Raw genomic sequence first — 23,445 nt, 5'->3', positions numbered from 1 at the left:
GCACTGAGGGAAACGCCATGACCACGCGTGCCGCCCGCCACCGCTATTACGCATACGAGCGCCGCGATGGCTCTGTGTGTTACCTGCCAAAGCTGTTACACGAGGGGATTCAGCGTTACCCACGAACGATTGCGCACTACCACCTGGTGCAGTGGCTGGGAGTGTCCAAGTTGCTCAGCAAAGACGAATACAAGCAAATGGCGTGGCTGGGTTCACAGCGGGGCACGCTCCGAAACACCCATGATTCAACGCAGGCTCGTCTCACCGGCTGACATTCTGGTAGGGAAAAATGGATTCATGACCCACGCTGCTGCTCCATCCACCGTTCAAGCCCCGGCCTACGGCCTGCTGCTCGGCCACACCGAGTGCCATTTCTGCCACGCGCCGACGCCCACCGCCGCGATCTGGGTGCCCTCGTTCGAGGAGCACGACGACGAGGACCTGGTGGATCAGGGGGAGGGTGCCGTGTTGCGCTACATCGAGCGTTTGGACGAGAACACTGCCGCTTTCGTGGCGGGCCACGCGCCTTGGCTTCGCTTCGATACGCCCCGGACGTCAGGGCAAACCTACTTGGCCCACCATTGCACCACCTGCGGGGCCCTGCAGGGCGATCACTTCGTGTTCTCGCCGGATGGCCCGTATTGGCCCCAAGACGACGTCCAACTTGCGTCTCTTCGCTTCATCCGAGGTTGGGGCCCGCTCACCGCTCAAGCCTCCGCGGGGCAGAGTGCCTGGATGGACCGGGTGGCTCTGATCTGCACCCAGGGCTGACGGCATCTCCAGTTCCGACCGTGTGTCGGTGTGCCGAACGCGGCACGCTCTCAAAGCTTTGTGCGCTGCGCGCGGCCCCATCGCCCAGCTTCTCCGGTCAAGGGACATTCCAGGGCCCGTGTCCTCGCTTCGCTGCGGGCCGCGCCAGCCCTTCCATTTCCTCCCCTGACCGCGCCGAGCGGTGGGGCGGTGGGTTTTCCATTCCAGGACATCCGGACCGGATGCCCTGGACCGGGCCATTACTCACCAGCGAGGTGCCTCCATGTTTGACGAATTCGACCTTATCCATTCCTACACCCGCGCCCAGGCGATCGAGGACGGCGTCCTGGTGGACGTGTCCGACGTGGCCAAAGAAGCCGTTTTCAAGTTGCCCGTGGCCATCACCCACGCTGCGTGGGCACGCTACGTCGAAGTGCCCAGAGGGTTGGAACTGCGCGGCCAGTCGGTGGACGGCCGGCTCTGGGATGTGCTTTTCATGCTCCACGTGGCCATCAAGCGGCAACAGGGCGAGGGTTCGGAGATCCACTATCAGCTCCACGTGGCTCTGCCCGATGCCGGCGACTGGTTGTCGAACGAAGCCCACCCGGAGGCCGGGTCTGGCCTGACGCGGTCGACCCATCGCCTTGTCACCTTGAAAGCACTGTGTGGGCCCGGGGACGCCCTGGAGCCGGTGGTCACCATCATGCTGCCCGACGAGGATTGAGAAAGGGGGGCCGGGAAACCGGCCCTCATCGTTTTCCCGTGCTGGTCCCGCCGCTACCATGGCGGGACGACAAGGGAGGGGTAGGGATGGAAAAGTTCGATTGGTCGAAGGTGGAGTTTGCACGCACACCCTGGCGCAGCCGGGTTATCCCTGACGCGCTGCCCATCCTCATCCGGTGGGCGCAGGAGGGCGAAGCTCATTCCTACAGCGACCTGGCCCAAGAGCTGCACGACACCTTCGGGCACGAGATCAAACCCCGCAAAGACCTCTACGGCACCGTCGCCGGGGGAGTGGCCCAGGCCCTGCAGTGGCTCAGCGAGCAGTGGAAGGAGCCCATCCCACCCCTCCATGCAATCGTCGTCAACAAGAACACGAAACACCCTGGCGAGGGTGCCATAACGATTTCGCCGGCCTACTTCGCGGGCAAGAAGTTGGACACCGAGGAAGAGCGCCGCGCGCACTTGCGAGAGGCGATGGAAGACGTTTTCACCTATCCCAATTGGGACCGGGTCGCCCGCGCTCTGGGAGCCACCATGCTGACCCCGTCCGCCGGGGCGGTTGAAGAGGTGGCAGCGGATGCGCCTCTTCCCCTTCCTAAAGTCCAGGAGGGTGGCAGGCCAGAAAGCGATGAGCACAAAGCGTTGAAGGCGTGGGTGGCCAGCCATCCCGAAGAGTTCGTGGACTTTGGGAGCTTCCCCACGGGGAGCAACGAGAAGTTGTTGAGCTCGGGTGACCGACTGGACGCGCATTTCGATAACGGAAGACATCGCCTGGCGGTGGAAGTTAAAACCAGCAAGTGCTCGGAGGACGAGCTCCAGCGCGGCGTCTACCAAGCGGTGAAATACCGCGCCGTTCTCCGGGCCGAGCAGAAGGCGATCCGCCACGTGCCCAACGGGGAGGCGGTGCTGGTGTGCACGCGCGCTCCGAACGCGGAAACCCGTGCGCTCATCAAGCGGCTGCAGGTGCGGTTCCAGCAGGTGCCGCTGGAGGCGGAGCAAGAATGAAGCCTGAGGAACTGGAACAACGTATTCGCCAAATCGATGGATTCGTTCGGGTGCTCACGCAGGAGTGCCACATCCTCGACGAGCGCCGGCACATTTTGTCCCCACTCATTCAAGACCCCGCGATCCAGGCAGGGCTCAAAGCCAAGCTGGACAAGACGCCGGGTGCCAATGCTTGGAACCACCTGGCGCCGCTTCTTGGACAAGACCTGGTGCGCGATCAGTCACGGCTTTTTCTGGATAACGATTCGCGGTCCGGTAGCCTGACCAACCTCTGGCGAAAGCTTCAAGCAGATCCCGCGATCAAGGAGCACTACCGGGAGCGCTACGGTCGCATCTTCGATCACTTCCACGACGAACCGATCAGTGACCTGCCGCCCGAAAGCTCGGCTGTTTTCCAGGAGAAGTTCAGACAGAGCGATCGGGACGAGAACTACTCGCGCTTCGATAGTGGCTGGGAAAAGGTCTCCGCTGCTATGGCGCTCTTGATGGCCGACCCAGTGGCTGAGAAGATCAAAACGCTCCGGGACAAGCACCACGCCCACCTGGAAATGCGCAAGCTGGACGAGGAGCCTGGCGCGTTTGACATCAACACGCTTGGGTTGACCTTCAATGAGGTCTTGGCTTTTGGCGATCGCTGTCAGGCCATCGTGGCAGAGCTGGGGCTGCTGCTGACCGGGACCAGCTGGGATCCACAGCAATACGCATCGGTTCACGAAGCCCAGGGCAAGGCGATGTGGAAAACCTTGGCTGGGGTTTGACTTCGAGGCACAACAGCGAAGAGCCCAGAAGCCGCCGCAGGTGGCCAAGCCACCTGCCTTCTGAAAAGCACGCTTGGTGCGAGGGCATTGCCTCCGGTCGGTTTTGGAAATCCGAAGCTTTGCCACTTCGAACGTGAGGGATGCCCTCCGCCTTCTTTGCCGTCAGGGGCACTTGAATTCAAAGCCCACCCAGTCGCTCGCTCCCAGGTCTTGCCAGTAGAACCGCGCGCCTGGACCCACGACGCTGCACGAGCAAGCCGCAGGCCAAACCGCGGTGCCAGGGTGGTTGACGAAGCCGTAACCTGGCATCGGAGTTAAGTTGGCGCGCAGCGCGTAGACACAGGCTTCCAAAGCCGGTGTTGGGCGGGTCACGCCAGGTGGCTCTGGCGTAAACGTGGGGGTGTCGTTCGTTTCGTATTGCCAAGTGCATGCCAACGAGGTGGCTTGAAGCTCGGCCAGGGTCCGGGGAGCGTTGCAGAAGATCGCCCAGCCGTAGTGCCCTCCGTCTCCCCACGAATGCCAAGATCGCCCGGTGTATTCGGGAAACGTCGGAGGTGGTGCGTTGGGGGTGCATGTATTGGCCTCGTTGCGACGAACCCCAGTCTCCGCCCAATTTGTCCAAGTGGTGAACGTCGGGCTGGGCAGCGACCACGTGGTGGCTGGGCAGCTGTATGTCCCAGTCCTCGTCCGCCGCTGCTCGGCCTGCCACGTGTGCGATCCATTTTGGCCCGCCGGGCAAGCGGCCGCCGTGGTGACCCACTGGGTTTCGGCTTGTGGGAAAGGCGCTGGGCACGCCGCGCAGGTGGTGTTGGCCTGCGTCCAGGCGTCCCACGAACCGGTGCCCGTGCATGAGAAGGTCCGCCGCTGGCCGATCGAGCCAAACTGACCTGCAGGGCATCCCACGTTGCGGGTCTCGGGAGCAGGGCACGGCGTGCAGGTGCTGTTGGTCGTGGTCCAACTGCCGGCCGTCGTGGAGCCAGCCCACGCCTCGTAAACGCTCGGATCGGTTCCGCAGTGGTGACGGCGGTTCTGGAACACCTGGCCCACTTGGCCCAATGGGCAGTTGATGGTTCGGTTCTCGCTCCACTCCTGACACGGCGGCACCGTGCTTGTCGGCGGCGGCGTGACCGGCGGTGACGTGGGCGGGGCCGGAGGCGTCACGCTCACCGGAGGAGCGGGCGGAGTGACTGGTGGGGGCGTCATGGGAGGAACGCTTGGTGGCGGGGCGGTTGGGGGCGACACCGGCGGGGAAGGCGCGACCGGTCCCACGGGTCCTACGGGGCTTCCCACGGGTGGAGAAACGGGAGGCGTGACCGAGGGGGTGACGGGGGGCAACACCAGCGGCGATCCGGTCCACTCGCCTCCCAACAATCCGCTGTGGTAAACGAACACGACGCGTGATTTGTCCGCACACGTGCTACCCAGCAACCCCACGTCGAGCTGGCCGCCGGTGTTTCGAATCACCGACACGTCCGACACCTGCGCGTCCCACACCCCGCCCGCGTTGGCCGCGACCAGGTCCACGCACGCTTGGCGAGGAAGGCCGGCGTAGCTGACGGAGAACGAATCCCCGAAGCGTTCGACGGTGTAGGACTGGACGTTCACTGCGCCGCCCCACGCGTTGGTCAAGACGCTTTCCCCGACGCCGAGTTGGGATTCGGGGGCCAGGCCATCGACCACCACGGCGGTGGTGCTCACCCCGCGGAACGTTCCCACCACCCCAAAGCTGCTCTCGATACGACGGGACAGCTCGCGCAGGTTGCGCGTCTCGCTGGCCACCTTGGCCTTTGCATCGACCTGGCCAAAGAACAGGAACATCGCGCCCGTGGCGGCGGTCACGGTCCCTAGTGCAAGCAAGGCCTCGGTGAGGGTGAAGCCCAGCGCGCAGCGCACGCCTTTGGAAAGGCGGGTGAGGGTGGGCGAACAGCGGGGGCGGGTCGTGTGCGTCATGCATTCAGCATGCGATGCACCTTGGATTCCGCAAGCCCCTGTTTTTAGTCAAAAAAAGTTGGATTTTTCATCTTGACATTGCGTGGTGGTCTGGTTGCATGGGGTTAAGGGAGTGGGGCGACCTACTCACGAAGACCGCTTTAAATAACCCAAGAGACCGTCGCCATGATTGAAAGCCCCACCCGCTCGGCCCGCCCCATCGCTGGCCTTCCTTTCGCGCACATCCCTCCCACGGTTCCCGCGTTCCTGCCCGAAGGCAAGCTTCGCCGGCAAGCCCGCCTGGCGCGCGAGCAACGCCACTTCGAGCGCCAGCTGCGCAAGGAGCTGAAATGGAAATGACCACCGACCGGCGTGCTCAGCGGCTTCTGGATGCCATCGAGCACCGCAACACACAGGCTTTGAAGAGAACCATTGCGGCCATCCGCGAGGCACGTCTGAAGGCGTGGAGGGGCCTGACGGCTTTCCCGTCCTTGGACCACCCGGTGGGGCCCAACGGAATCACCGCTTTCCACGTCGCTTGCATGGCGTGGCACGTGAACCAGGATGACCCGGCCAAGCGGCAGTGCTACGACAAGATGGCCGGATTGCTGGCCGAAGCAGGGGCGGACGTGTTCGCGGAGTTCGGTCCGGCAAAACAACGCTGGACGATCATCGAAGCACTGCATGGCGCTGCGCCACCGTCTGTCAAAGCATGGATGGCCTCTCAGCCGTTCGATCTGCATTGCTCGGCGTCAAACACCGCCCACACGCTGCGGTGGGACTGCCGTCGTCCAGCCGCCTTGTCGGAAGGATAGAAAAGAATCCAAGGGCTGAACGGCCCGAAAGGGTTGCAAAAACATACACTTGCGCAATGGCAGCGTCGGGTTAGATTCGATAGGAACCCCTATCTACTCACGAAAGGATGTCCTATGCGACTGTGCAACTTCTCACTCAAGGGTGGCGTCGGCCGCACGACGCTGGCCCTGAATCTAGCCGGGTGCTATGCCCGTGACCCCAGCCTGCGTGTGTTGGTCAACGACCGGGACCCCCAAGGCGGAGCCTGTGCGTTTGCCTCACTGTCGGACGAAACACCGTTCAGTGTCGGGCGCTCGCGCTCCCCTGGCTTCGACGTGGAGATCACCGACACTCCACCACGCCTGCCGGACAACGAAGTGATCCCCGAGGCTGATCTCTACCTGGTGCCCACGTTGCTCGATGGGGCCAGCTTTCTCATCTTCCTGCGAACCGTGGATGTTCTTGAAAAGAAGGGAAAGCGTTACCTGCCCATCGCCAACCGGGCCAACGAGAAGCGGGCAGCCCATCGCCGCCGCCTGGAGCACCCCAAGATGTCGGGCGCCGTCCTGGTGCGGGACCGAGCGTTGTTTGCGGACTGCTACGAGGAGGGAAAGACCGTGTTCGACGCCAACGGCCGCTGGGCCCGGGTGGCCCAGGAGGAGATTCACGCCCTGGCTGTCCGGGTGCGCGATACCTTGGCCGCTGGTGCAGGCCGGAGGGCTGCGGCATGATGGAGCTTCCCTTGGTTTCCCTCCCAGACCTACCCATGGCCACTCGCAAAGCTCCTGCCAAGAAGGCTGCCACGAAGAAGGCCGTCAAGCGCACCTTGGATGACGTCAAAGACGTGACCCATGCCAAGCCCCGCAGGGCCAGCAAAGCGGCAAGCCTTCCGATCGCCCGCATCCCCGAGCACCTGTTGCTGGGGCCGGGCGACTACCCGGAGCGCAAGTCCTATTTTGACTACGACGACAGCCAGAAGGCGGGAAGCGTGGGAGGCAAGCGGGTTCACATGGTCATGCCCCGATCGGTCACCCTGCACGACTACCGCCGTAGGGAGGACGGGCTGCGCCACCACCGGGCCATGGTGACGATCCCGCCAAAGCTCCGCGAGAACATCGCCAAGCTGTTCGGCTTTGACGATTCGGAGGACGCCGGCAGCGAAGTCGCGTTGACCACCGCGATGGTGGCGCTGGCAGACTACGCGGCGGCCTCGCTCATTAAGGACAAGACGCTGTTGATCGTGAGCTCGCCCGAGGACGAACACGCGGAGGACCGCAAGGCCGCCAGGGTGGCGGTGCGGAATCTGGGGATGAGCAAGAACGGAAAGATCTACTGACCCTCACAAACAGGGGAACGAAGAAAGCGGCCATAGCCGCTTTCTTGTAGCTGTGGATCATCCCGTGGGTAGAGCAAAAGCAGCTAAAAAAGCGTCCCCTGGCGGGAGCAGGCATACGCCTACGGCGCGAAGAACCGTTGATTGAACTTCCGGATCCACGCGGAGGGCGTTTCTATCATGAGCAATGGTTCGATTTGTCCGATCAGCCGGAGTTTTGGGTCGGCTCATTGGGGAAGGCTGGCAACCTCCAGTTCGGACGATTCATTGCCCGCCAGTCGCCGCCGCAGGGCCTCTTTGGACATCTTGGGCGGAGCGTCCAGCGAGAGCTCCTTTCCGTCCAGCGAACGGTAGAACGGATCGTCCACCCCCGCGCTGACGTAAACGACCAGGTCCGGCCCGATGGTTAACAGGCCTGCATCGAACAACGCGTGGATGTCCTTCCGTAGCAGTAAGCCATTGCTCAAAGCATTGGTGGCTGCCCCGTTGTAGGGGACGATGTGAGCGGCGTCGATGACGCTTGCCAAGGCGGTCCCGGTGACCATGCACACGGCTCCGTAGTGAGCGACTAGGCGTTTACGAAACTCGGCTTGGCCCTCTCGGATCACCCGAAGGACTTGTTCCACCCGCTTGCCCTCGGCCACGACGGCTTCCGCCGCCGGGGGCAGTGCCTGTTCCACTGCCAACCGCCCGCTCTCTTCCAGCACTCCCAGGAGTGCTTGGATGGCGTCGTATCCAAGCAGCTCTGCCGCCGGGCGCAGCTGTGGGTCAATGCCGGATCGGTGTCGGATGTGGGTCAACAGGAGGGCGGCGTCTTCGAGGTAAGTGAGCTTCTCTCGGCGCATGCTCCAAAGCTGGTTCAGTTCGTCCAAGCCCCAGGTGTTCAGCGCCAACTGGACCTCACCGCTGCTCATCCGGCGGGCGAGGTTGCCCTTGGCTAGGTTCTGCCGGACCAAGTATTCCTTAAGCTCGGGCGGATCGGTCAGCTCATCGTCATCGATGGCAAACAGGCTTCTGTAGGTCCGCGTGGCGGCTTGGCTCTTCTCTTCGTGGCGTCGTCGTTGTTTCTCCGCCCGCCACTTGGCGATGCGTTCCTTTTCGCTTTCCATGCCGGATGGTGTTCGAAGTTGGGTGCGAAGCTAATGGTAGTGGATCACGGCCGCTGAGAGCGGCCTTGCACTTTCCGCTGGCGGGCCTCCAACCACGACGACGCTAGATCGTCCACATCGGCCTGCATGGCTGCCCGCTCCCCGGGCAACCATGCCCTCAGCGTCCCACTTGCCACGCCCGCGTCTCGCTTCGCCAAACGCCGCCTTGCTTCCAACCACTGGGCCTTCGTTTCCCCCTCACGTGTGGCTTGACGCTGGGTCCGCATGCGAACCGCGTTGGGCCTGTCGCTGTAAGCCGGGATGTGGTCTTTGGCCTGGCTAGGCCACGGTGCTTCGTGCGTGCCCTGTCGCCGCAGTCGGATCTGGCGCAGGCTTGGATACCGGGCCATCCACCGGTTCTCAAAGGAGCGGTCGGGAGGGAGAGCAGTCCCCAAAGGCAGGGGAATGACCAACGCGTGGAGGGCGATCAGCTGCCACACCGCCGCTTGAAAAACATCCTCGGTTAACCGGAAGGCCACCACGTCGGGGTGTTCCAGCCATTGGCCTTGGTGCATATTGCGCAAGAGCGCGGCCAAGTCGTTTCGCGTCAGATGGGCACGGTGGGCCAGTGGCCACCCCACTATCCAGCCGTCCGAATGCCTCTGGGCGTGAACGACGAACCGGGGGTGTATCCAGCGCTCTTGGAGCTGGGCAAGGACGGTGGCTGGCTTGGCAAAGCGCCCCACCTCGACCAGGTGGTTGTCGGAGCGCTGGAGGACAAACAGCCGGTCGGCCAGCAGGGCGTCCAAGGGTTCTGGTGGCAGCCGCTGGCTCAACTCGGGCCAGGCCAACAGGTCACGGGTGCCCCGCTCGGTGATGCAGCGCTTGCAAGCCATGCGCAGGTTCTCGGTGTCCCTTGGGCCGGCTAGGCTCAACGGAACGAGGGGTGAGAGCCCCCACGAATGGCTACGGTCCAAGTCCAAGGGGGCGGTGCAGAAAGCGCACACAGGGCTTTCGGAACGGCGGGCCACGTCCAGCGCCCAGCGTGGGGTGGCAGGCGCACGGACGGCATGGAAGGCCAGCACGCGACGGGCAAACGCGTCCAGGTCAGCGGTGTTCATGAGAGCACTCCTGAAACGACAGCAGGTGGATCATTCATGGGCCAATGGCGGTGAATGGAGGCCATGGCGCGCACCCTCGTTTGACTAAAACGAATTGGTGCGAGGGATTTGCGGGTTCCTTCCAGTGGTTCTTTGGCTGCCCACGGAAGATTCGGAAAGCACGGTGTCGGTGCATCCAATGGCACTGCACACGTTTGACTAAAACCAACGTGGCTTGGGTGTCGTGGGGCGGTGCAGCGGGTGGGCGAGGGCAACCTGTCCTGGGGATCCGGGGCAATGCGAAACGGTGGGCTGAAAAACTTTGCACGGATTCCCGGGGTGGGGCATCGGTGGGCGTGAGGGGTGGAAGAGCGGGAGCGTTGCGTGGGCATGGCGTGGGCGGCGGTCCTGTGGGGCGAGGGGCGTAGACCACCAATAGCGCACCTGGGGCAACACGCAAGGGGCCGCCGAAAAGCAACTGCAAGAGCTCAGCGTGGGTGGAAGCAGTGTCGGCAGTGGCAGAGAAGCAGGAGCCCGGACGGTTCCCTAGAGTCGTCATACACATGACGCACTGAAGTGGGAGTGCGTTTTTCGCCCAAGAATCGCTGTAACGCCAGCCGAAACCTCAATGCAATCAAGGCCTGACCATGTCACCACCGAATGGAGACAGTGTCAGTGCTTGTTAGCTCGTTTGGCCCATGTTTTTCAGGCTCCTGACGTGGGGCCTTGCCAACTCCGAGATTCGCGGTATCGGTGGAGTAATCCCGAAACGGAGTTACTCGACCGATGGCGTTCGTTCGTCAAAACGTAAACCTCGACCCTCGGCAACTGAAACTTGCTCAGCGGCTCGCCCGTGAATCGGGCAGCGCGTTCAGCGCCTACGTGCGAGAGGCGCTGGAGCGACACAACACCGCCACGTCAGTGGTGAGCGTGTTGGAGAACGCCAACGCTCAGCTGGAGCGCCTCATCGACGATCTGCGGGAAGAGAACGCGCTGTTCCGGAGTGCGCTCCAAGAAGACCTGCGGCGGTTGCGAGACGAAACGAAGGCGGAGCAGGACAGCGCCATTCAGCGCTACGAAGAAGCGCTTCGCAAGGTCGTGACGGCGGCCCTCTCGCAACCCTCTCCAAAAGGTCCTGGTGCGGCCAAGGTGCCCGCAACCGGACCCATGACTGCTCCACGCACCTAACTTTCCCCCACAGCAGGAGATCCATCCCATGAAACGTTTTTCCCTTCCTCTCACTCTCTGCCTGGCGGCGTTCATGCCGCTTCAGGTTTCCGCCCAGGCCGCCCCTGATGCGGTCCATGCCGCGGAGGACGATGGCAAGCCCAAGGCCGACAAGAAGCGTCTGTTCAAAGCCGGTGGCATCGGTTGCGTGGCCGGCGGAGCCATCGCCTTGCTCACGGGCAAGAAAGACAAGGCCTTGGGCGCTTGCGCCGCCGGTGCTGCCGTGGGTGCTTCGGCGTCTTACGTGACGCAGCAGCGGGAGCACGCCGAGCAGGCCGCCGACGCCGCCCGTGCGGCTGGCATGAAGGCCGAAGTGGTCACCAAGACCGAAACCGTGGAAGGCAAGCAGGAAGCCGTCCTAGATTCGTTGCGTTTGAACTACAACCCCGCCGACATGAAGCGGTTGGACAGCGACACCCGGGCCTTCCTCGACAAGTTCGCGGGTCTGTTGAACAAGTCCAGCAACGGGTTGACGGTGGTGTTCCAAGGCGCCGACAAGGCCGCCTGCCAGGTGCCCATCGTTGAGCTGGCCAAGCGTGGCGCGCTGTCCAAGGTCACGGTGGACGACCGCTGCGGCAGCGGTGAGCCCGTGATCGTCGTTACCCCGGTGCCTGACGTCCGGTGATCTCAGTGCCCGGGTGTCGATCGATGCTCGGGCTTCCTTCCCCCTTCCGAGGAGCCCACATGACCCCAGAAGAAAAGAACCAAAGAATCCTTCAGCGCAAGCGCAAGGAACTGCTTGAGCGTGCCAAGGCAACCCCAACCGCTTCGCCCACGCAGGAAGAGCGGCTGGTTTCCGATGGCGTGAAAGAAAACCTGAAAGCTGCCGGTCACTGGGCCGGGGTGATCAGCAAGCGCACTGCCGAGTTGACCCAGAAGGGCGTTGTTGCCGCTGCAGAGAAGGCGAAGCAAGCCAAGGCGCAACTGGACGCAAAGCGCACCCGAGAAGCCCAGGAACATAGTGCTGTCGAAGAGAAGCCTCAAGACGCTCCGCTCACCGTGGAGCAGGAAATGTTGGTCAGGCAACTGACGTCCGATGCAGCTGCACCGGTTCTCGTAGGAGCGGGTGATAAGGGAATGTGCACCGTTTGGGAACTGGTTGATGAATTTGGAGAGCCTGGCGCACAGGTTGCAGATGGACTGGGCGGTGCGAACAATCTCGTGCCAGACCCTGGAGCTGTTACCTCGTTAACGAAATTAGAGCTCGGCAGTGAGCAGTTTCTGTTTGGTGAGACAGGGGCTGGCATGACCAGCAACGACCTGCTCGCTTCTGGCGGGGTCGTATCCGATGGAATGGATGGACTTCGTGGGGCTGCGAAAGAAGCGCTGGATGCGAATTCGACCATTCATGTGCCAGCGGCACTTGCTGGTGAAGGTGCGGCACCCTTGGCCGACCTGTCTCAGCAGGACGTGGTGGATACCCTGTCCGTTTCTGCGGTGCCTGAAGGGTCCAGCCAGCCGCCACATGCCGCGTCAGTAGAGCAGCCGGTAACTCCAATCCAACCCAGCCCCCGCTCTCGTTTGCCTTGGGTCTTGGCCGGTGTGGTGGCGGTAGCATTGGTCGCGGGGGCGATCTACTTCTTGCTTGGGAAGAACAACCAGGTGCCTCCAAGCACACCCGCTCCCGCGTCGCCGGTGGCCACTCCAGCCGCTCCCGAGCAGTTGCCGGAGGTGGTGGAAGTCCCCGTGGTCGCGCCCGCTCCAGCAGTGCTTTCAGAACAGGCCAAGCCAGAAGCCACGATCGAGAGACCCGCACCTGTCGCCGCTCCCCCGGTAACGACGACAGCGCCGATTGCGTCCCAGCCAATGCCTTCGCCGAAACGTGCGACCGCCCCGTTGCCGAAGAAGGCCCCCGCACCAGCCGCCGAGCCGAGGCACGACTGGCAGCAAGAAGCCAACGCAGACCTGGACGCCTGGGCGAAGAAGTCGGGGATCGATTGATCCCCCTTGCGCATCTGCGGATTCGATCTAGAAAGAAGTGACCTACTCATGAATAAGGGGGAGACATGTTTAAGTGGTTTTTCACGCAATATCGGGAACCCGGAAAACTTCACTTCGGCTCAAAGTGGCTGAACCTGCACGGGCGCTTGTTCCTCGGCAGCCCTGAATCGTTTGGCATGGGCCACCTGAGCGAAGGCGTCCGCCGCACCTTCTACTACTTGCGCGCCGATCGCAGGCCTCCGGTCAGAGACGACGCCGCGTATGACGCATGGACCAAGGATCGGCTCTACGCGAGCAAGGTTGAGCAGGTCGCAGAGCGCTGGGTGGCCAAAGCGGGCTTTCTGGCGTGCGCGCCGCTTTGCTTGGTGCTTGCCGTCTTGGCGCATTGGCTTCGTTGATCTGACAGGGGAGGGAGACAGAGATGGCAGCAATCAGTTTGTTCAACGTGCTTGACTGGACGAGCGGCCTGGGGCGCAAGTTCCGCCGGAAGAGCGGCGAGCCTTCGAACGTGAAGGAAGAAATCATCGTCAAATCCGCCGAGGAGTATGAAAACCTGGTGGGGCGCTTTGACGTGACTGATCGCGTCCGTAGTCGAGAGCTCGATGTGCCAGAGGCTGACCGGGATTTCGCGCTGGAGTGCGGCGCCGTCTGGGACGAGAAAGCCCAGGTGTTCAAGGTGCCCGACGGACGCAGCGAGGACGAATTCCAGGAGTGGTGGCCCAAGGTTCCGGAAGATTTGCGGGACACCCAATCGCGGATCATCACGACGAAGCTTGGACGGCGTGCCGAGGGCTTCCTGCAGGGCAACGACATGGGGCAGGGCGGCGACAGCCTGGCCACTCCCTTGATGTATCTCGCCTTCCCCGTGATCGGCGTTCTGGCAACCTTCCTGGTGAGCCTCATCGGCTGGGCAGGCTGGGCCGCTCTACTGCTGACCATTCCATACTTCATCGCCCTCAAGCAAGGCGAGGGCATGAAGGAGGCCCTGAAAGCCCTGGTGCTGCTGCAATGGGTTCCGATGGCGCTTCAGTTCGTGGTCGGCGACAGCGATGGCAGCACCGAGGTGGCAATGCAAGCCGGCGGCATGGCTGTGTATGCCCAGATGGCTAAGACCTACCTGTGGTGGGCCTTTGGCTTGGTGGGCATCCTGTTTGTGGTTTGCTTTGTGTCGGCGGCCTCGCACCCGCACCGGGGCGTCATTGGCGGGACAGCCGCGCGCTTCATTCAAGCGATGAAGTGGGTGGGGCTCATCTTTGCCACACTGGTGGTCGCCAAGGTCCTGCCATTTGGCTTGGGCGAGGCGGCGCCTTACGTGCTGGCATGCATGTATGCGATGCAATACGCCGAAGGCAACTTTGTCCAAAACGCCGCCCGGCTTTACCTGCAGAACAACGACAACAACCTGGCCACCCAGGGGGCGCTGATCAACGCGCACGTCAAGGCGCGTGAACAGCAAGCTGAGGCGGCACTGCGGGACAAGACCCCGCTGATCACCATTGGGCGCGCCACGGGACACCTTTCCGACAAGGGCTATGGCTACTCGCCCGACCTGGGCACCGTGATGATGTTCTCGTGGAGGGATTGTCAGCAGGGCCTGCTCGTATTTGGAGCCATTGGATCTGGCAAATCCTTCGCTGCGCTGAGACCCATCGCTCGTCGGTTCCGTAGAGCCGCGTTGGCGATGGCATGTGTGGCGCCAGGCCACGCAGATGCAAGGGATCGCTTGAAGCAGCAGAAGCTTGCCGGCGGTGGCGCGCTCATCGCCGACGGCAAAGACGGGGCGATCATCTCGGACTTGGAAGGATTGTTCGATATCGTCGTCAAACCCGGCATGCGGGTGGCGCCATACGAAGGGTTGGCGCCGGATCAGATCGTGCGGGCATTGCGCGGTGCAGCCGGTGGGCGAGTGGACGAGAAATCCAAGCTTTGGACGGACGGCGGTGACGCGTTTCTCTACCACACCGGCATCATCCTTCGTGCGCTCGTGGATCACGAGATGGCTTACAGGTCTTGGTGCTCGGCCAAGCTGGAAGGGCTGGAGCGTGCACAGTTGGATGCGGAGCTTGAGCTGGTCAAACAGCGCAAGCTGGGCGAGGACGTGGCCGAGACTGAGGCGTTGATCGAGCGGATCGCCGAGCAGATCGCCATCCATCGAATCCCGGTGAGCGATGACAGGCAATGGCATTACACGCCATTCCACCACATCAAGTTGTTGTCCATTGTGGAACACGTGATTCCCGCCAGCCCAGCGCCTCGTGCCAATCCGAGGCTGATGGAGGTGGTGAAATATTTGGGCCTGGAAGAGGCGGACACGAGCCATGACGAAGAGGGGCGGCTGGCCTATGCGGCTTACCTGCAGCAGCACCGCCTTCGTCAGGACAACGCTCCCGAAACCATCCACCCAGACCTCTTCCGTCCCATGTCTCAGCTGCAGAGCTCGCTGAACTGGGCGCTGAAGGAGGTTCCCGATATGCATCCGGAACAGAGGCAGTCGTTCACGCTCAACTCACGAGGGCTGCTGGAGAAGCTCTTGCGAGGCGAAAAGCTGCGTGACAGCAAAACGGACATGCCTTGGCATTCGATCGAGAAGGGCGAGGTGGACGTGTCCGATGCGCTCTATGGAGCCATGGTAGGCCTCTTCTTGCCGCCGACGCAGTTCGGTGAGGCAGGTGAAATGATGATGCGCCTGCTCAAGCAGCGGGTCATGAACGGAATCAAGGCGCGTGGTGCATTCGGCGACAAGTGGCGCGAAGCGTTGCCTGGGCAAACTGAAGTGATGTTGATGATGGACGAGGCCCACCTGCTGTTGACGGCCGATGACATCAACCTGTTCTCCGTTTCGCGCTCGCTGGGGTTGATGCCCGTGCTTGCAACGCAAGGGTTTGAAAGCTTGGTCAACGCCTTTGGTTCGGTCAACGAGGCGGATCTCATGGCCAATACGATGCAGTCGGTGATCGCGCTGAAGTGCTCGCACAACACCCACGAATACCTGGAAAAGCGGTTCGGACAGGCAACGTTGACCACGTTCAAACAGCGCACCCGGGGCATCGACTACCAAGGCGGCATGAACAATTGGCGCCACTCCGTGCTCAACGACCCGGACCATGCCTACGCGTCCGCCTACGACAAGATGCGCATGGAAGGGGCCGGGCGGTTGACGGCCTCGCGCATCGACGCCGTGACGGGCCGCCGCTGGCGGATTGGATCGGAGGACACGCTGGGCCAAGACGAGATCGCGCGCGACATTGACATGCCCACCGGGGGCAAGCGCGAGGTGCAGCCGCTCTTCCTGCAGGAAGAATACTCCGCCCTTCTTGAGCCCCGTGGTCACGCCATCGTGGCGCTGAACCGTGCCGGCATCAAGCGAATCGACTTGGCGGAGCTGCTGCCCGATGCGGATTGATGCGGATAGGCAAGGGGGCTCGCCCCCCCTTGCCAAACCCACGGATTGATCAACGATGAACCCATTCACCCCAGCGGAGGAAACAAACATGAGCGACACCCTTTCCCAACCCATCGAAGAAATGACCGAGCTGCGAGCACTCCAGGCGCAGCGCAACGAGCGGCTTCTGGGCGATCGCCCACCGCCCCAGAAGGACAGCGCGGCACGGGCGGACTTCGAGCAGAACGTGGTCCAAGACCAAGACGCCATCGAGCAACGCCGACAGCGCGTTCTGGAGTGGGCAGAGAAGGCCTCGCCCGATCAGATCGCCGCGCTCCAGGCAAAGATCCAGGAGGCCGACAAAGCCGTTCGTGATGCAAAGCCGGACGACAAGCACGAGCAGGTGGTTCATGCGACCGTTGCGCAGTGGCGGCAGCAACGCGGGGCCCAGCGGGAGGAGACCCCTCCCATGTTGACCCGTGAGCAGCGGATGGAGAACGGACCTGGGCGCCTGGGATACGCCGATTACGCCCGCAGTTCGTTGAAGGAGGCGGCTTTCATGAAGGACTACGCTGCCAATTACGATTGGGAGAAGCACCAGAAGCAGGCCCAACCGAACGTCTTCCGACAGTAATTTTTCACCGATGTTCAAATCTGCCCGGTTCTTCGCAGAATCGGGCATTTTTGCGTCTTGACGTCCAGTTTGATGGTGCTTTACTGGTTTTGTAAAGAGTAGGTAGACCTACTCATAAAACCAAAAGGAAAGCCACCATGTCCACGTTGTTCAATGCCCTCAAAGACTTCGCTTTCGAAAACGCGGTTCCACTGCTGACCAGCTTGTTCCTGCTGACCGCGGCCTTCGCAGCGGCTGTTCTCGTCTACCCCCCGGCCGTTCCGGTTCTGCTCAAAGTGGTGGCCATGGCGGTGGCGGGCTTTGTGACCATCGGGGTGGTGGTCCAGAGTTCCTTCCGGTGAGCAGCCGGCGCTGGCTCAAGCTGCGTGCAAGGTGCAGGAAGCGTTGGCGCCGGTTTGACTGGGATGGGTTTGATTTCTGGTTCTACCCCGCGCTGATTTTCTACATGTTGGGTTGGATCGTCTTTGGCCCACCCGACAGCGTTTAGCGTTCGGGTCAGTAGTCCGGTAACGAAGCCGGGGCAGTCTGTAAAACTGCTGGTTCACTCCCCTGCAGGTTCAAGTCCTTCCTGACCCACCATTTCTGCGTGTTGGCTTGACGGCCAGCGATTCAACGCTACAACCATGGAGATGGACACTCAAGAATCCCTGTTGCGCCTTTTGCGTCCCCTGGACCTCCAACGAGCGGAGGCCTTGGCGGCCGCGCTCGCTCGCGAAGCCGGCGCATCCAAAGGCCTTCACGATTCGCAAGTGTTGGCGCGCGCCCACGCCCTGAGCGTTGCCCCTGTTGAGGGTCGGTTGGGCGGTCTGGTTTGGCAGGTGCGCCAGCGGGAGCACGATGATGTGCCCCAAGTGGACCTGCGCTGGGGCTTGCATCGCCTGGGGTTCGACGCGCCCACGCGGGCCTCCACCCGGGACCTGGTGCGTGCTTACGGGAGGCGCTTGGCAGACCGTGACGAGCCGATGGTATACAGCACCTTGGCAGAGAGGGTGGCTGGGTTGTCCATGGCAGAGCACGTCTCGCTCTTCCAAGGCATGGCGATGGCGGTGGAGGAAGCGCGGGCACGGAAGTCCGATGCAAACCGGTTGCGGGAGAACGCACCGTGGCAGGGCTGGCTCGTGGGGGCGTCCCGGGCGGGCCACGAAGCAGCACTGCTGGCCTGCATCGGCATGGGCGCGGACGCCCGGTTGCCCGATGTGAGCGGCAACACGCCCCTGCACCACGCGGCCCGGTTTGGTCACGCCTCGCTGGTCACGCCTCTGGTTGAAGCGGGCTCCGACGTGGCGGCCCTCAACGCCCACGGGTGGGCACCGCTCCACCTTGCCGCCCTTCACAAGCACGCCCGGGCCTGCCTCCACCTGATGGCCCACGGCGCCAATCCAGAGCAGCCAGGGTGGCGAGGGCGGACCCCGACGCGCATGCACCGACATGAGCAAACCCAAGCCCTTTGATGCCCTGGGCGACGTGCCCGGCAGCGTTGCGCCTTCCCAGCCGGTCCGATACTGGCACCGCGCCGTTCTTGCCTGTGCATTCGTCTTTGGCTTGGTCTACGTGGGGAGCATGGGCGTTGCCTGGCTCATCCCGAATCCCGATGGCTCGCTCATCCGTTTCGCCGATGCCGTGAAAGGCGGTCTGGTCACCGCCTATCACTTCCTGACCGTCGGCATCTCGGCTCGCGCTCCGGCACGGGAGTTCATCGAACTGGTGGCCTATCACCACCCAGTGGCGACGTGGACCCGCATCGGGGCGTCGCTTCTGCTGGCGGCGGGCCTTGGCCTTCGCATGTTCCTCAAGGCAGCTGAGCCAGTGAGCAACACCTGGCACCTGGCCGGACCGCGGCTATTGGAAGGAAAGGAGGCCGTGGACGAAGCCCGGCGCCGCTCGGTAACTCCTAAAGACGCCGAGGCGGATCCCTTCGCCCTGTCCCTCCATCCGGATCTGTTGTTGCCAAAAAAGCATTGGGCGCGCCATGTCCTGATCACCGGCTCGGTGGGTTCGGGCAAGAGCGTCATCCTCAAGCACATCCTGGAACAACTGACGCGAAAGAGGGACGCAAAGCTGTTCCTTTACGACATCAAGGGTGATTTCACGTCGATTTTCAAAAGGCCCATCATCGTGTCGCCCTTCGATGCGCGCTCCCACGTGTGGGACGTCGCCGCCGACGTGCGGACCCCGACCCAGGCGGCGGCGTTCGCCGCCTCTCTCATCCCAGAGGGCGACGGGAACGCCAAATTTTGGAGCATGGCCGCCCAGGACCTGTTGATCGGGTGCGTGCGCGAACTCCAGAACACCCGGCCTGGCCAGTGGGGGTGGCCCGATCTGGCGGCCTTGGTGCGCCGCCCGGCTGCAGAGATGGCCGCAGGCATGCGCCCGCATTACCCCCGCGGCGCCGCACTGGTGCGTGATCCGGAGAGCCAAACCACGTCCAGCGTGCTGTCTTCCCTCGGGGGCTTCACCCGCCTCATCGACGACCTGGCCACCGCATGGCCCAAGGTTGGCAAGCGCCGTTTCTCGATGACCGAGTGGATACGGGACGACTACACCGGGCGCAAGCAGGTCATCGTTCAATCCGGACCCGACCCAACCCTGACGAAGGCCTACATCGCCGCCATGATCAACGTGGCCGTGCCAGATCTCATTGGGCCAGGTTTGCCGGACAACGAGGGCGGGCGTGGGCTCTACTTCGTGTTCGACGAGCTGACCAGCGCCGGGCGCTTGAACATCGATCCCTTGTTGGCGTTGGGACGCAGCAAAGGCGTGGTGGCCATCATGGCGGTCCAGGATCACTCCCAGATTGAGTTGGTTTATGGGGACAAGACCGCCCAGGCCTTCTCATCGCTGGTGGGCACCCACGTGGTGTGCCAAGTGCAGATGGGGGCGACCCGGGACAAGCTGGCCAGCCAGCTCGGCAAGCGGAGAATCGCCTGGCGTGGGCACGAAGACAAGGCCCAGATTCACGAAGAGAGCCGCGCGTTGGTTTCCAGCGGTGAGCTCACCGACCGGTTGGGTTTCCGCAAAGGCAATCGCTACGGTTCCGAGAAGTGGGGCATCGAGGCGATCGTCCAAATGGGCGGGGACGTGCTGTTGCTGACGTGGCCCGGCAGGAGCCATCCAACGGTTCGCGAAGGGCAGGTGGCCGCCGCGTGGACCACCAAGCCGGCCGGTGTGGTGGGAGAAGCTGAATTGCCCCCTTTGACCGGTGACGCGTTGGCCTTCCCAACCACCGCAGAAGGCATCGACACGGTCCAGCGGGTGCTGACCATGACACCCGAGGAAATCGACGCGCTTTTCAAGCGGTGATCGGCCTTGCCAACTCTCCGTTTTCTGGGACCTTGGATCCATCAACGTTCCAGGAGGTCCCCGTGATCAATTGCACCCGCATCGATGCCCGCGGCCACAACAAGCGCAACGGCAACATGTTCGACTACATGCTGGCCACCGAGCGCCTGTCCATCGATAGCGCCGTGGCTTACTACGCCGGCAGCGGTCCTGATCCGCGGCAGACGCTCAATTGGGGCGGCAAGCTCGCCGCCGAACTCGACCTGGAAGATCAACCGGTCACCCGAAGGGTGATGGAGTTGCTGGGCAAGGGCTTTTCACCCACCGGAAGGCCGTTGTGCAAAAACGCGGGAGAGGAGCCCCAATTGGTCATCAAGACGGATCGCATGGGCAACGTGCGACTGGACGACGATGGCAAGCCAATGGAGAAGTGGGAGGGCGGCCATCGGGTCGGGTTTGATCTGACCATCTCCGCCCCGGGGGACGTGAGCGTGGCGTTTGCGCTGGCGGATGATCGCGAGAAGCTGGCCATCCTGGAGGCCCACCGCCAGGCCTGCTCCGTGGCCATGCGCTACATCGAAAGCAAAGTGGAGACCCGGCGCGGACAAGGAGGCGTAGACGTTATAGGCACGGCGGGATTGGTATGGACAGCCGCCGATCATGTCAGCAACCGGAACGTGGAACCCGACCTGCACACCCATCACCTGGTCTACGGGATCTCGATGGGCGAGGACGGTCAGTGGGGCACGTTCGATGCCATCGAGATCTACCGCCACCGTCACGCCGCGGATCACCTTTACAAAGTGGAGCTCTACGCCGCGATGAAAGCGCTGGGCTATGGGATTCAGCGGGAGCGCGAGGTGGACGTGATGGGGCGCGAGACCGGCCAGATTCTCACGACGATTGCCGGCATCGACCGGGAGCTGGTGCTTCAGACGAAGACCCGCCGCCAAGAAATCCTGGACTACGTCAAGGAACACCCCAACGCCAGCCACGACGAGGCCTGCAAGGCCACCCGCAAAAAAAAGGAAGAACCGCCCTTCGAGCAGGTGGTCAAGGACTGGCAGCAAACCTTCGCCAACATCGCTAAAGAGCACCCGGAGCTGGTTCCCACCACCCAGTCGCTCAAGCAGACGAAAGGCCAACACCTGGACCCGCATACGTTTGACGAGGTTTTGCAGCGCATGCACGAAAACGAGGCGATGTTCTGCGAGCATGACCTGGTCCGGGAGTTGGGGATGGAGTTCGCAGGACAAAAAAATTCAGAAGAAATCCTCAGGATGGTGAATGAGTTCACCGAGCAGGACGATCTGGTGCGCGTGAAAGCCGAATACCTCCACGAAGACGACCGGGGCGTTCGGTTGGCGCGCAAGCACCGGGAGGATCGCTTCTGCGCCACCTGGATGGTCGAATGGGAGGCCGAGATCATCCGCCGCTCGAAGGAGCGGGAGAACGAGACGGATCTCAAGCTGTTCCGCTCCACAGTAGACCGGGTGATCGCCGCGTATGAGAAGCGAAAGGGGTTCACCCTCACAGAGGAGCAGAACGCCGCCATCGGTCACCTCACCCACGGCACGGCCGGCGTGGGGGTCATGTCGGGGTTGGCCGGCACCGGCAAGACCACCGTGGCCGAGGTTTACAAGCAGTGCTTCGAAGCCGAAGGAAAGCAGTTGATGGGCTTGGCCGTGTCGGGTAAAGCCGCGGCCAAGCTGGAAGAAGAGTCCGGCATGCCCTGCATGTCGGTTGCAAAGTTCTTTTCCCAGCTCCGGCAGGGCAAGGCTGCACTGACGAAGAACGTTGTGGTGGTGCTCGATGAAGCCGGGATGATTGCCACCGGCGATACCTTGAAGTTGATGACCTACTGCCAAGGGGTGGGCGCCAAGCTGATCTTGCAAGGGGACAGTGACCAGCTTCAGCCCATCGCCGCGGGCAACGGCTTTGAACTGGCGAAGATGGCCCTAGGCGACACGAAGCTGACCGAGATCCGCCGGCAGAAGAACGCCGGTGACCTGATCACTGCCAACAGCTTCTACGAGCGGGACCAGTAGGGGAAGGTCAAGGACATGCGCCGCGGGCACCGCAGCCGCCGAGGCACCTTTGATATGGGCACAGAAATCCTGAACAACCTCAAGCAGCGCAACTGCATCGACGACTTCGGAACGGAAAGACAGGCCATCAAGGCGCTGGTGGACGATTACCTGAAAGACGAAACGCCGATGGACGAGAAGCTGGTCTTGGCCCACACGCGCTCTGAAGTCAAAGCCCTCACCACGGGCATCCGAAAGGGGCTCCAGGAGCAAGGCGTGCTGGACAGAGAGGAATTCACCTTCCGCTCGATCGTGAAAGGGCAGTGGGAGGATCTGACGCTCTCACGCCGCGACCGTGTGATGTTCACGGCGACCAACAACGACTTGGGTGTCATCAACGGCACCGAGGGCACGGTGGAGAGCATTCGAAAGGACAAGTCCGGCGGCTACGACGTGGTGGTGCGCATCCAGGGCTCGAATCCGAAGGAGAATGGGCGCATCGTGCAATTCAACACGAGCGAGCACAACGCCTTGGCCCACCGGTATGCCATGACCGTCCACAAGGCGCAAGGACAAGGGAAATCCGAGGTTTACCACTTGGCCACGAACATGGGCATGCTCGACCAGCAGTCGGCCTTGGTGGCGTTCACCCGCCTCACCAAGGGCAGCTACCGCATGTATACGACGGACGACGTGATGGAGCGCATGGCCGAACGCTTGGGCACCGAGCGACACAAAGAAATGGCGCTGAGCGTCGGCTTGTCCGAGACCCAGGCTGCTCCGGTGCGCAACCTGGTCCAGGACGTGGAAGAGCTGCTGGCAGGATTGAAACCGCAACCCCGGGTGCCAATCACAAACGCGGAGTTGCGCGAGATGAGGCTTACCCGGTGACGCATCGGGCCAGCGCCAACACGCTGATCACCACCGCTGCCCATGGCCACCACCCCACGCGTTCGGAGGGGGCTTTCACCGGTGTTCCCAGCTGCCACCGCCGTTGGTGGGCCAACCCGCGCACGTGGGCCGTGGCCCGCCGGTGGGGGTTGACCACGATCCCCGGTGGCTTGGCGTAGATGCGCCACCCCTCCCGGGAGGCCCTCACCCGCCACGCCTGCTCATACACTTCGGCTTCCGCCCTGGTGGCGGTCACCACTTCCAGCGCATGGAACCGGAAGGGACGGTGCCAGCCGCCTTTGGGGGAGCGGTGCTGCTTCTCCCGCTGCTGCGGGTTCGAGCTTTGGCCAACGTAGCATCCCCCGTCGTCGAACAACAGGGCGTAAAGGGTGCGGGGCAGGGCGTGATACTTCTCGCTGCGTCCCAGGTTGTGGTGCTGGGTCATGGTCTCTCCGTGAGTAAGACGACCCACTCACGAATAGATCAGAATTTGAAGTTGGCAAGCCTGCTGCGAAGGACGTGAGAGGCCACACGTCGCTTGCGTGTAATCTCTTCGCAGTTCATGGCGAGCATGGGGCGGGCG

The 23,445-nt window shown here is 62.7% G+C and carries 24 protein-coding genes; 20 read left to right on the top strand and 4 right to left on the bottom strand.

The genetic code is table 11. The annotated features are described in order from the left end of the window. Nucleotides 1-17: 17 nt before the first annotated feature. From POS15_RS11540 to POS15_RS11520, 5 genes are all read left to right on the top strand, one after another. Nucleotides 18-272 carry a hypothetical protein gene (locus POS15_RS11540; RefSeq protein ID WP_024956687.1) on the top strand — a complete coding sequence of 85 codons (255 nt, stop codon included), beginning with the start codon at nt 18-20 and terminating at the stop codon, nt 270-272. A 25-nt stretch (nt 273-297) separates the two neighbouring features. Continuing rightward, complete coding sequence (locus POS15_RS11535) at nt 298-771, top strand: hypothetical protein (RefSeq protein ID WP_065427889.1); 474 nt, start codon at nt 298-300, stop codon at nt 769-771. A 262-nt stretch (nt 772-1,033) separates the two neighbouring features. Beyond that, on the top strand, nt 1,034-1,474 hold the full coding sequence (locus tag POS15_RS11530; RefSeq protein WP_099533698.1) for a DUF6573 family protein: 441 nt from the start codon (nt 1,034-1,036) through the stop codon (nt 1,472-1,474). Nucleotides 1,475-1,560: 86 nt separating this feature from the next. Beyond that, the gene (locus tag POS15_RS11525) at nt 1,561-2,478 is read left to right on the top strand and encodes a hypothetical protein (RefSeq protein ID WP_099533696.1); all 918 of its coding nucleotides are present in this window, start codon (nt 1,561-1,563) and stop codon (nt 2,476-2,478) included. Further along, a complete protein-coding gene (locus POS15_RS11520) occupies nt 2,475-3,236 on the top strand; it encodes a hypothetical protein (protein WP_185812535.1) in 762 nt (253 codons plus the stop codon). The genes POS15_RS11525 and POS15_RS11520 overlap by 4 nt, the downstream gene beginning before the upstream one ends. A gap of 162 nt (nt 3,237-3,398) precedes the next feature. On the opposite strand, the gene POS15_RS11515 is transcribed toward POS15_RS11520, so the two are convergent. Continuing rightward, complete coding sequence (locus POS15_RS11515; RefSeq protein ID WP_197614967.1) at nt 3,399-5,186, bottom strand: type 4 pilus major pilin; 1,788 nt, start codon at nt 5,184-5,186, stop codon at nt 3,399-3,401. Nucleotides 5,187-5,351: 165 nt separating this feature from the next. Between POS15_RS11515 and POS15_RS11510 the strand changes: the two genes are divergently transcribed. From POS15_RS11510 to POS15_RS11495, 4 genes are all read left to right on the top strand, one after another. Next, nucleotides 5,352-5,525: a hypothetical protein gene (locus POS15_RS11510; RefSeq protein ID WP_158229327.1), complete on the top strand. Its 174-nt coding sequence runs from the start codon at nt 5,352-5,354 to the stop codon at nt 5,523-5,525. After that, a complete protein-coding gene (locus POS15_RS11505) occupies nt 5,516-5,980 on the top strand; it encodes a hypothetical protein (RefSeq protein ID WP_049419586.1) in 465 nt (154 codons plus the stop codon). The genes POS15_RS11510 and POS15_RS11505 overlap by 10 nt, the downstream gene beginning before the upstream one ends. A gap of 114 nt (nt 5,981-6,094) precedes the next feature. Further along, nucleotides 6,095-6,691: a ParA family protein gene (locus POS15_RS11500; RefSeq protein ID WP_024958779.1), complete on the top strand. Its 597-nt coding sequence runs from the start codon at nt 6,095-6,097 to the stop codon at nt 6,689-6,691. Nucleotides 6,692-6,726: 35 nt separating this feature from the next. After that, the gene (locus POS15_RS11495) at nt 6,727-7,296 is read left to right on the top strand and encodes a hypothetical protein (protein WP_260620246.1); all 570 of its coding nucleotides are present in this window, start codon (nt 6,727-6,729) and stop codon (nt 7,294-7,296) included. A 224-nt stretch (nt 7,297-7,520) separates the two neighbouring features. Here the strand turns inward: POS15_RS11495 and POS15_RS11490 are convergent, their stop codons facing one another. Then, nucleotides 7,521-8,402, bottom strand: coding sequence for an HNH endonuclease signature motif containing protein (locus tag POS15_RS11490; RefSeq protein WP_185812587.1), 882 nt, complete (start codon nt 8,400-8,402; stop codon nt 7,521-7,523). A gap of 44 nt (nt 8,403-8,446) precedes the next feature. Beyond that, entirely contained in the window at nt 8,447-9,502 is a 1,056-nt protein-coding gene (locus tag POS15_RS11485) for a hypothetical protein (RefSeq protein WP_260620247.1), read from the bottom strand. A 765-nt stretch (nt 9,503-10,267) separates the two neighbouring features. On the opposite strand from POS15_RS11485, the gene POS15_RS11480 reads away from it, so the two are divergent. The 11 genes from POS15_RS11480 to POS15_RS11430 all read left to right on the top strand — a co-directional run bounded on the left by POS15_RS11480 (nt 10,268) and on the right by POS15_RS11430 (nt 22,862). Then, nucleotides 10,268-10,669 (top strand): hypothetical protein, encoded by a 402-nt coding sequence (locus tag POS15_RS11480; RefSeq protein ID WP_111207076.1) that lies wholly within the window; start codon nt 10,268-10,270, stop codon nt 10,667-10,669. Nucleotides 10,670-10,697: 28 nt separating this feature from the next. Then, nucleotides 10,698-11,333 (top strand): hypothetical protein, encoded by a 636-nt coding sequence (locus tag POS15_RS11475; RefSeq protein ID WP_088475701.1) that lies wholly within the window; start codon nt 10,698-10,700, stop codon nt 11,331-11,333. A 59-nt stretch (nt 11,334-11,392) separates the two neighbouring features. Then, a complete protein-coding gene (locus POS15_RS11470; RefSeq protein WP_088475700.1) occupies nt 11,393-12,649 on the top strand; it encodes a hypothetical protein in 1,257 nt (418 codons plus the stop codon). Between the two features lie 65 nt (nt 12,650-12,714). Continuing rightward, nucleotides 12,715-13,047, top strand: coding sequence for a hypothetical protein (locus POS15_RS11465; protein WP_088475699.1), 333 nt, complete (start codon nt 12,715-12,717; stop codon nt 13,045-13,047). Between the two features lie 23 nt (nt 13,048-13,070). Further along, nucleotides 13,071-16,052, top strand: a complete 2,982-nt coding sequence (locus POS15_RS11460) for a TraM recognition domain-containing protein (RefSeq protein ID WP_111207075.1) — start codon at nt 13,071-13,073, stop codon at nt 16,050-16,052. An 88-nt stretch (nt 16,053-16,140) separates the two neighbouring features. After that, nucleotides 16,141-16,665 carry a hypothetical protein gene (locus POS15_RS11455; RefSeq protein WP_046272099.1) on the top strand — a complete coding sequence of 175 codons (525 nt, stop codon included), beginning with the start codon at nt 16,141-16,143 and terminating at the stop codon, nt 16,663-16,665. A 137-nt stretch (nt 16,666-16,802) separates the two neighbouring features. Continuing rightward, a complete protein-coding gene (locus POS15_RS11450) occupies nt 16,803-17,006 on the top strand; it encodes a hypothetical protein (protein ID WP_005410159.1) in 204 nt (67 codons plus the stop codon). Nucleotides 17,007-17,288: 282 nt separating this feature from the next. Continuing rightward, entirely contained in the window at nt 17,289-18,116 is an 828-nt protein-coding gene (locus POS15_RS11445) for an ankyrin repeat domain-containing protein (protein WP_049419593.1), read from the top strand. Beyond that, nucleotides 18,094-19,965 carry a helicase HerA-like domain-containing protein gene (locus POS15_RS11440; RefSeq protein WP_049419594.1) on the top strand — a complete coding sequence of 624 codons (1,872 nt, stop codon included), beginning with the start codon at nt 18,094-18,096 and terminating at the stop codon, nt 19,963-19,965. Before POS15_RS11445 ends, POS15_RS11440 begins: the two co-directional genes overlap by 23 nt. Nucleotides 19,966-20,027: 62 nt before the next feature. After that, nucleotides 20,028-21,992, top strand: a complete 1,965-nt coding sequence (gene mobF / locus POS15_RS11435) for a MobF family relaxase (protein WP_284128201.1) — start codon at nt 20,028-20,030, stop codon at nt 21,990-21,992. A gap of 15 nt (nt 21,993-22,007) precedes the next feature. Beyond that, a complete protein-coding gene (locus POS15_RS11430) occupies nt 22,008-22,862 on the top strand; it encodes a hypothetical protein (RefSeq protein WP_284128200.1) in 855 nt (284 codons plus the stop codon). Here the strand turns inward: POS15_RS11430 and POS15_RS11425 are convergent. Further along, nucleotides 22,852-23,307 (bottom strand): GIY-YIG nuclease family protein, encoded by a 456-nt coding sequence (locus POS15_RS11425; RefSeq protein WP_197614966.1) that lies wholly within the window; start codon nt 23,305-23,307, stop codon nt 22,852-22,854. The genes POS15_RS11430 and POS15_RS11425 overlap by 11 nt on opposite strands. Between the last annotated feature and the right edge of the window lie 138 nt (nt 23,308-23,445).

Source organism: Stenotrophomonas sp. BIO128-Bstrain, from assembly GCF_030128875.1.
Taxonomy (GTDB): domain Bacteria; phylum Pseudomonadota; class Gammaproteobacteria; order Xanthomonadales; family Xanthomonadaceae; genus Stenotrophomonas; species Stenotrophomonas bentonitica_A.
This window is presented reverse-complemented; position numbering and strand designations above follow the sequence as displayed.

What these genes read in the sequence shown, in the direction of transcription:
- POS15_RS11540 (WP_024956687.1), top strand. Translation starts at nt 18, where the DNA reads ATGACCACGCGTGCCGCCCGCCACCGCTATTACGCATACGAGCGCCGC.
- POS15_RS11535 (WP_065427889.1), top strand. Translation starts at nt 298, where the DNA reads ATGACCCACGCTGCTGCTCCATCCACCGTTCAAGCCCCGGCCTACGGC.
- POS15_RS11530 (WP_099533698.1), top strand. Translation starts at nt 1,034, where the DNA reads ATGTTTGACGAATTCGACCTTATCCATTCCTACACCCGCGCCCAGGCG.
- POS15_RS11525 (WP_099533696.1), top strand. Translation starts at nt 1,561, where the DNA reads ATGGAAAAGTTCGATTGGTCGAAGGTGGAGTTTGCACGCACACCCTGG.
- POS15_RS11520 (WP_185812535.1), top strand. Translation starts at nt 2,475, where the DNA reads ATGAAGCCTGAGGAACTGGAACAACGTATTCGCCAAATCGATGGATTC.
- POS15_RS11515 (WP_197614967.1), bottom strand. Translation starts at nt 5,186, where the DNA reads ATGACGCACACGACCCGCCCCCGCTGTTCGCCCACCCTCACCCGCCTT.
- POS15_RS11510 (WP_158229327.1), top strand. Translation starts at nt 5,352, where the DNA reads ATGATTGAAAGCCCCACCCGCTCGGCCCGCCCCATCGCTGGCCTTCCT.
- POS15_RS11505 (WP_049419586.1), top strand. Translation starts at nt 5,516, where the DNA reads ATGGAAATGACCACCGACCGGCGTGCTCAGCGGCTTCTGGATGCCATC.
- POS15_RS11500 (WP_024958779.1), top strand. Translation starts at nt 6,095, where the DNA reads ATGCGACTGTGCAACTTCTCACTCAAGGGTGGCGTCGGCCGCACGACG.
- POS15_RS11495 (WP_260620246.1), top strand. Translation starts at nt 6,727, where the DNA reads ATGGCCACTCGCAAAGCTCCTGCCAAGAAGGCTGCCACGAAGAAGGCC.
- POS15_RS11490 (WP_185812587.1), bottom strand. Translation starts at nt 8,402, where the DNA reads ATGGAAAGCGAAAAGGAACGCATCGCCAAGTGGCGGGCGGAGAAACAA.
- POS15_RS11485 (WP_260620247.1), bottom strand. Translation starts at nt 9,502, where the DNA reads ATGAACACCGCTGACCTGGACGCGTTTGCCCGTCGCGTGCTGGCCTTC.
- POS15_RS11480 (WP_111207076.1), top strand. Translation starts at nt 10,268, where the DNA reads ATGGCGTTCGTTCGTCAAAACGTAAACCTCGACCCTCGGCAACTGAAA.
- POS15_RS11475 (WP_088475701.1), top strand. Translation starts at nt 10,698, where the DNA reads ATGAAACGTTTTTCCCTTCCTCTCACTCTCTGCCTGGCGGCGTTCATG.
- POS15_RS11470 (WP_088475700.1), top strand. Translation starts at nt 11,393, where the DNA reads ATGACCCCAGAAGAAAAGAACCAAAGAATCCTTCAGCGCAAGCGCAAG.
- POS15_RS11465 (WP_088475699.1), top strand. Translation starts at nt 12,715, where the DNA reads ATGTTTAAGTGGTTTTTCACGCAATATCGGGAACCCGGAAAACTTCAC.
- POS15_RS11460 (WP_111207075.1), top strand. Translation starts at nt 13,071, where the DNA reads ATGGCAGCAATCAGTTTGTTCAACGTGCTTGACTGGACGAGCGGCCTG.
- POS15_RS11455 (WP_046272099.1), top strand. Translation starts at nt 16,141, where the DNA reads ATGAGCGACACCCTTTCCCAACCCATCGAAGAAATGACCGAGCTGCGA.
- POS15_RS11450 (WP_005410159.1), top strand. Translation starts at nt 16,803, where the DNA reads ATGTCCACGTTGTTCAATGCCCTCAAAGACTTCGCTTTCGAAAACGCG.
- POS15_RS11445 (WP_049419593.1), top strand. Translation starts at nt 17,289, where the DNA reads ATGGAGATGGACACTCAAGAATCCCTGTTGCGCCTTTTGCGTCCCCTG.
- POS15_RS11440 (WP_049419594.1), top strand. Translation starts at nt 18,094, where the DNA reads ATGAGCAAACCCAAGCCCTTTGATGCCCTGGGCGACGTGCCCGGCAGC.
- POS15_RS11430 (WP_284128200.1), top strand. Translation starts at nt 22,008, where the DNA reads ATGCGCCGCGGGCACCGCAGCCGCCGAGGCACCTTTGATATGGGCACA.
- POS15_RS11425 (WP_197614966.1), bottom strand. Translation starts at nt 23,307, where the DNA reads ATGACCCAGCACCACAACCTGGGACGCAGCGAGAAGTATCACGCCCTG.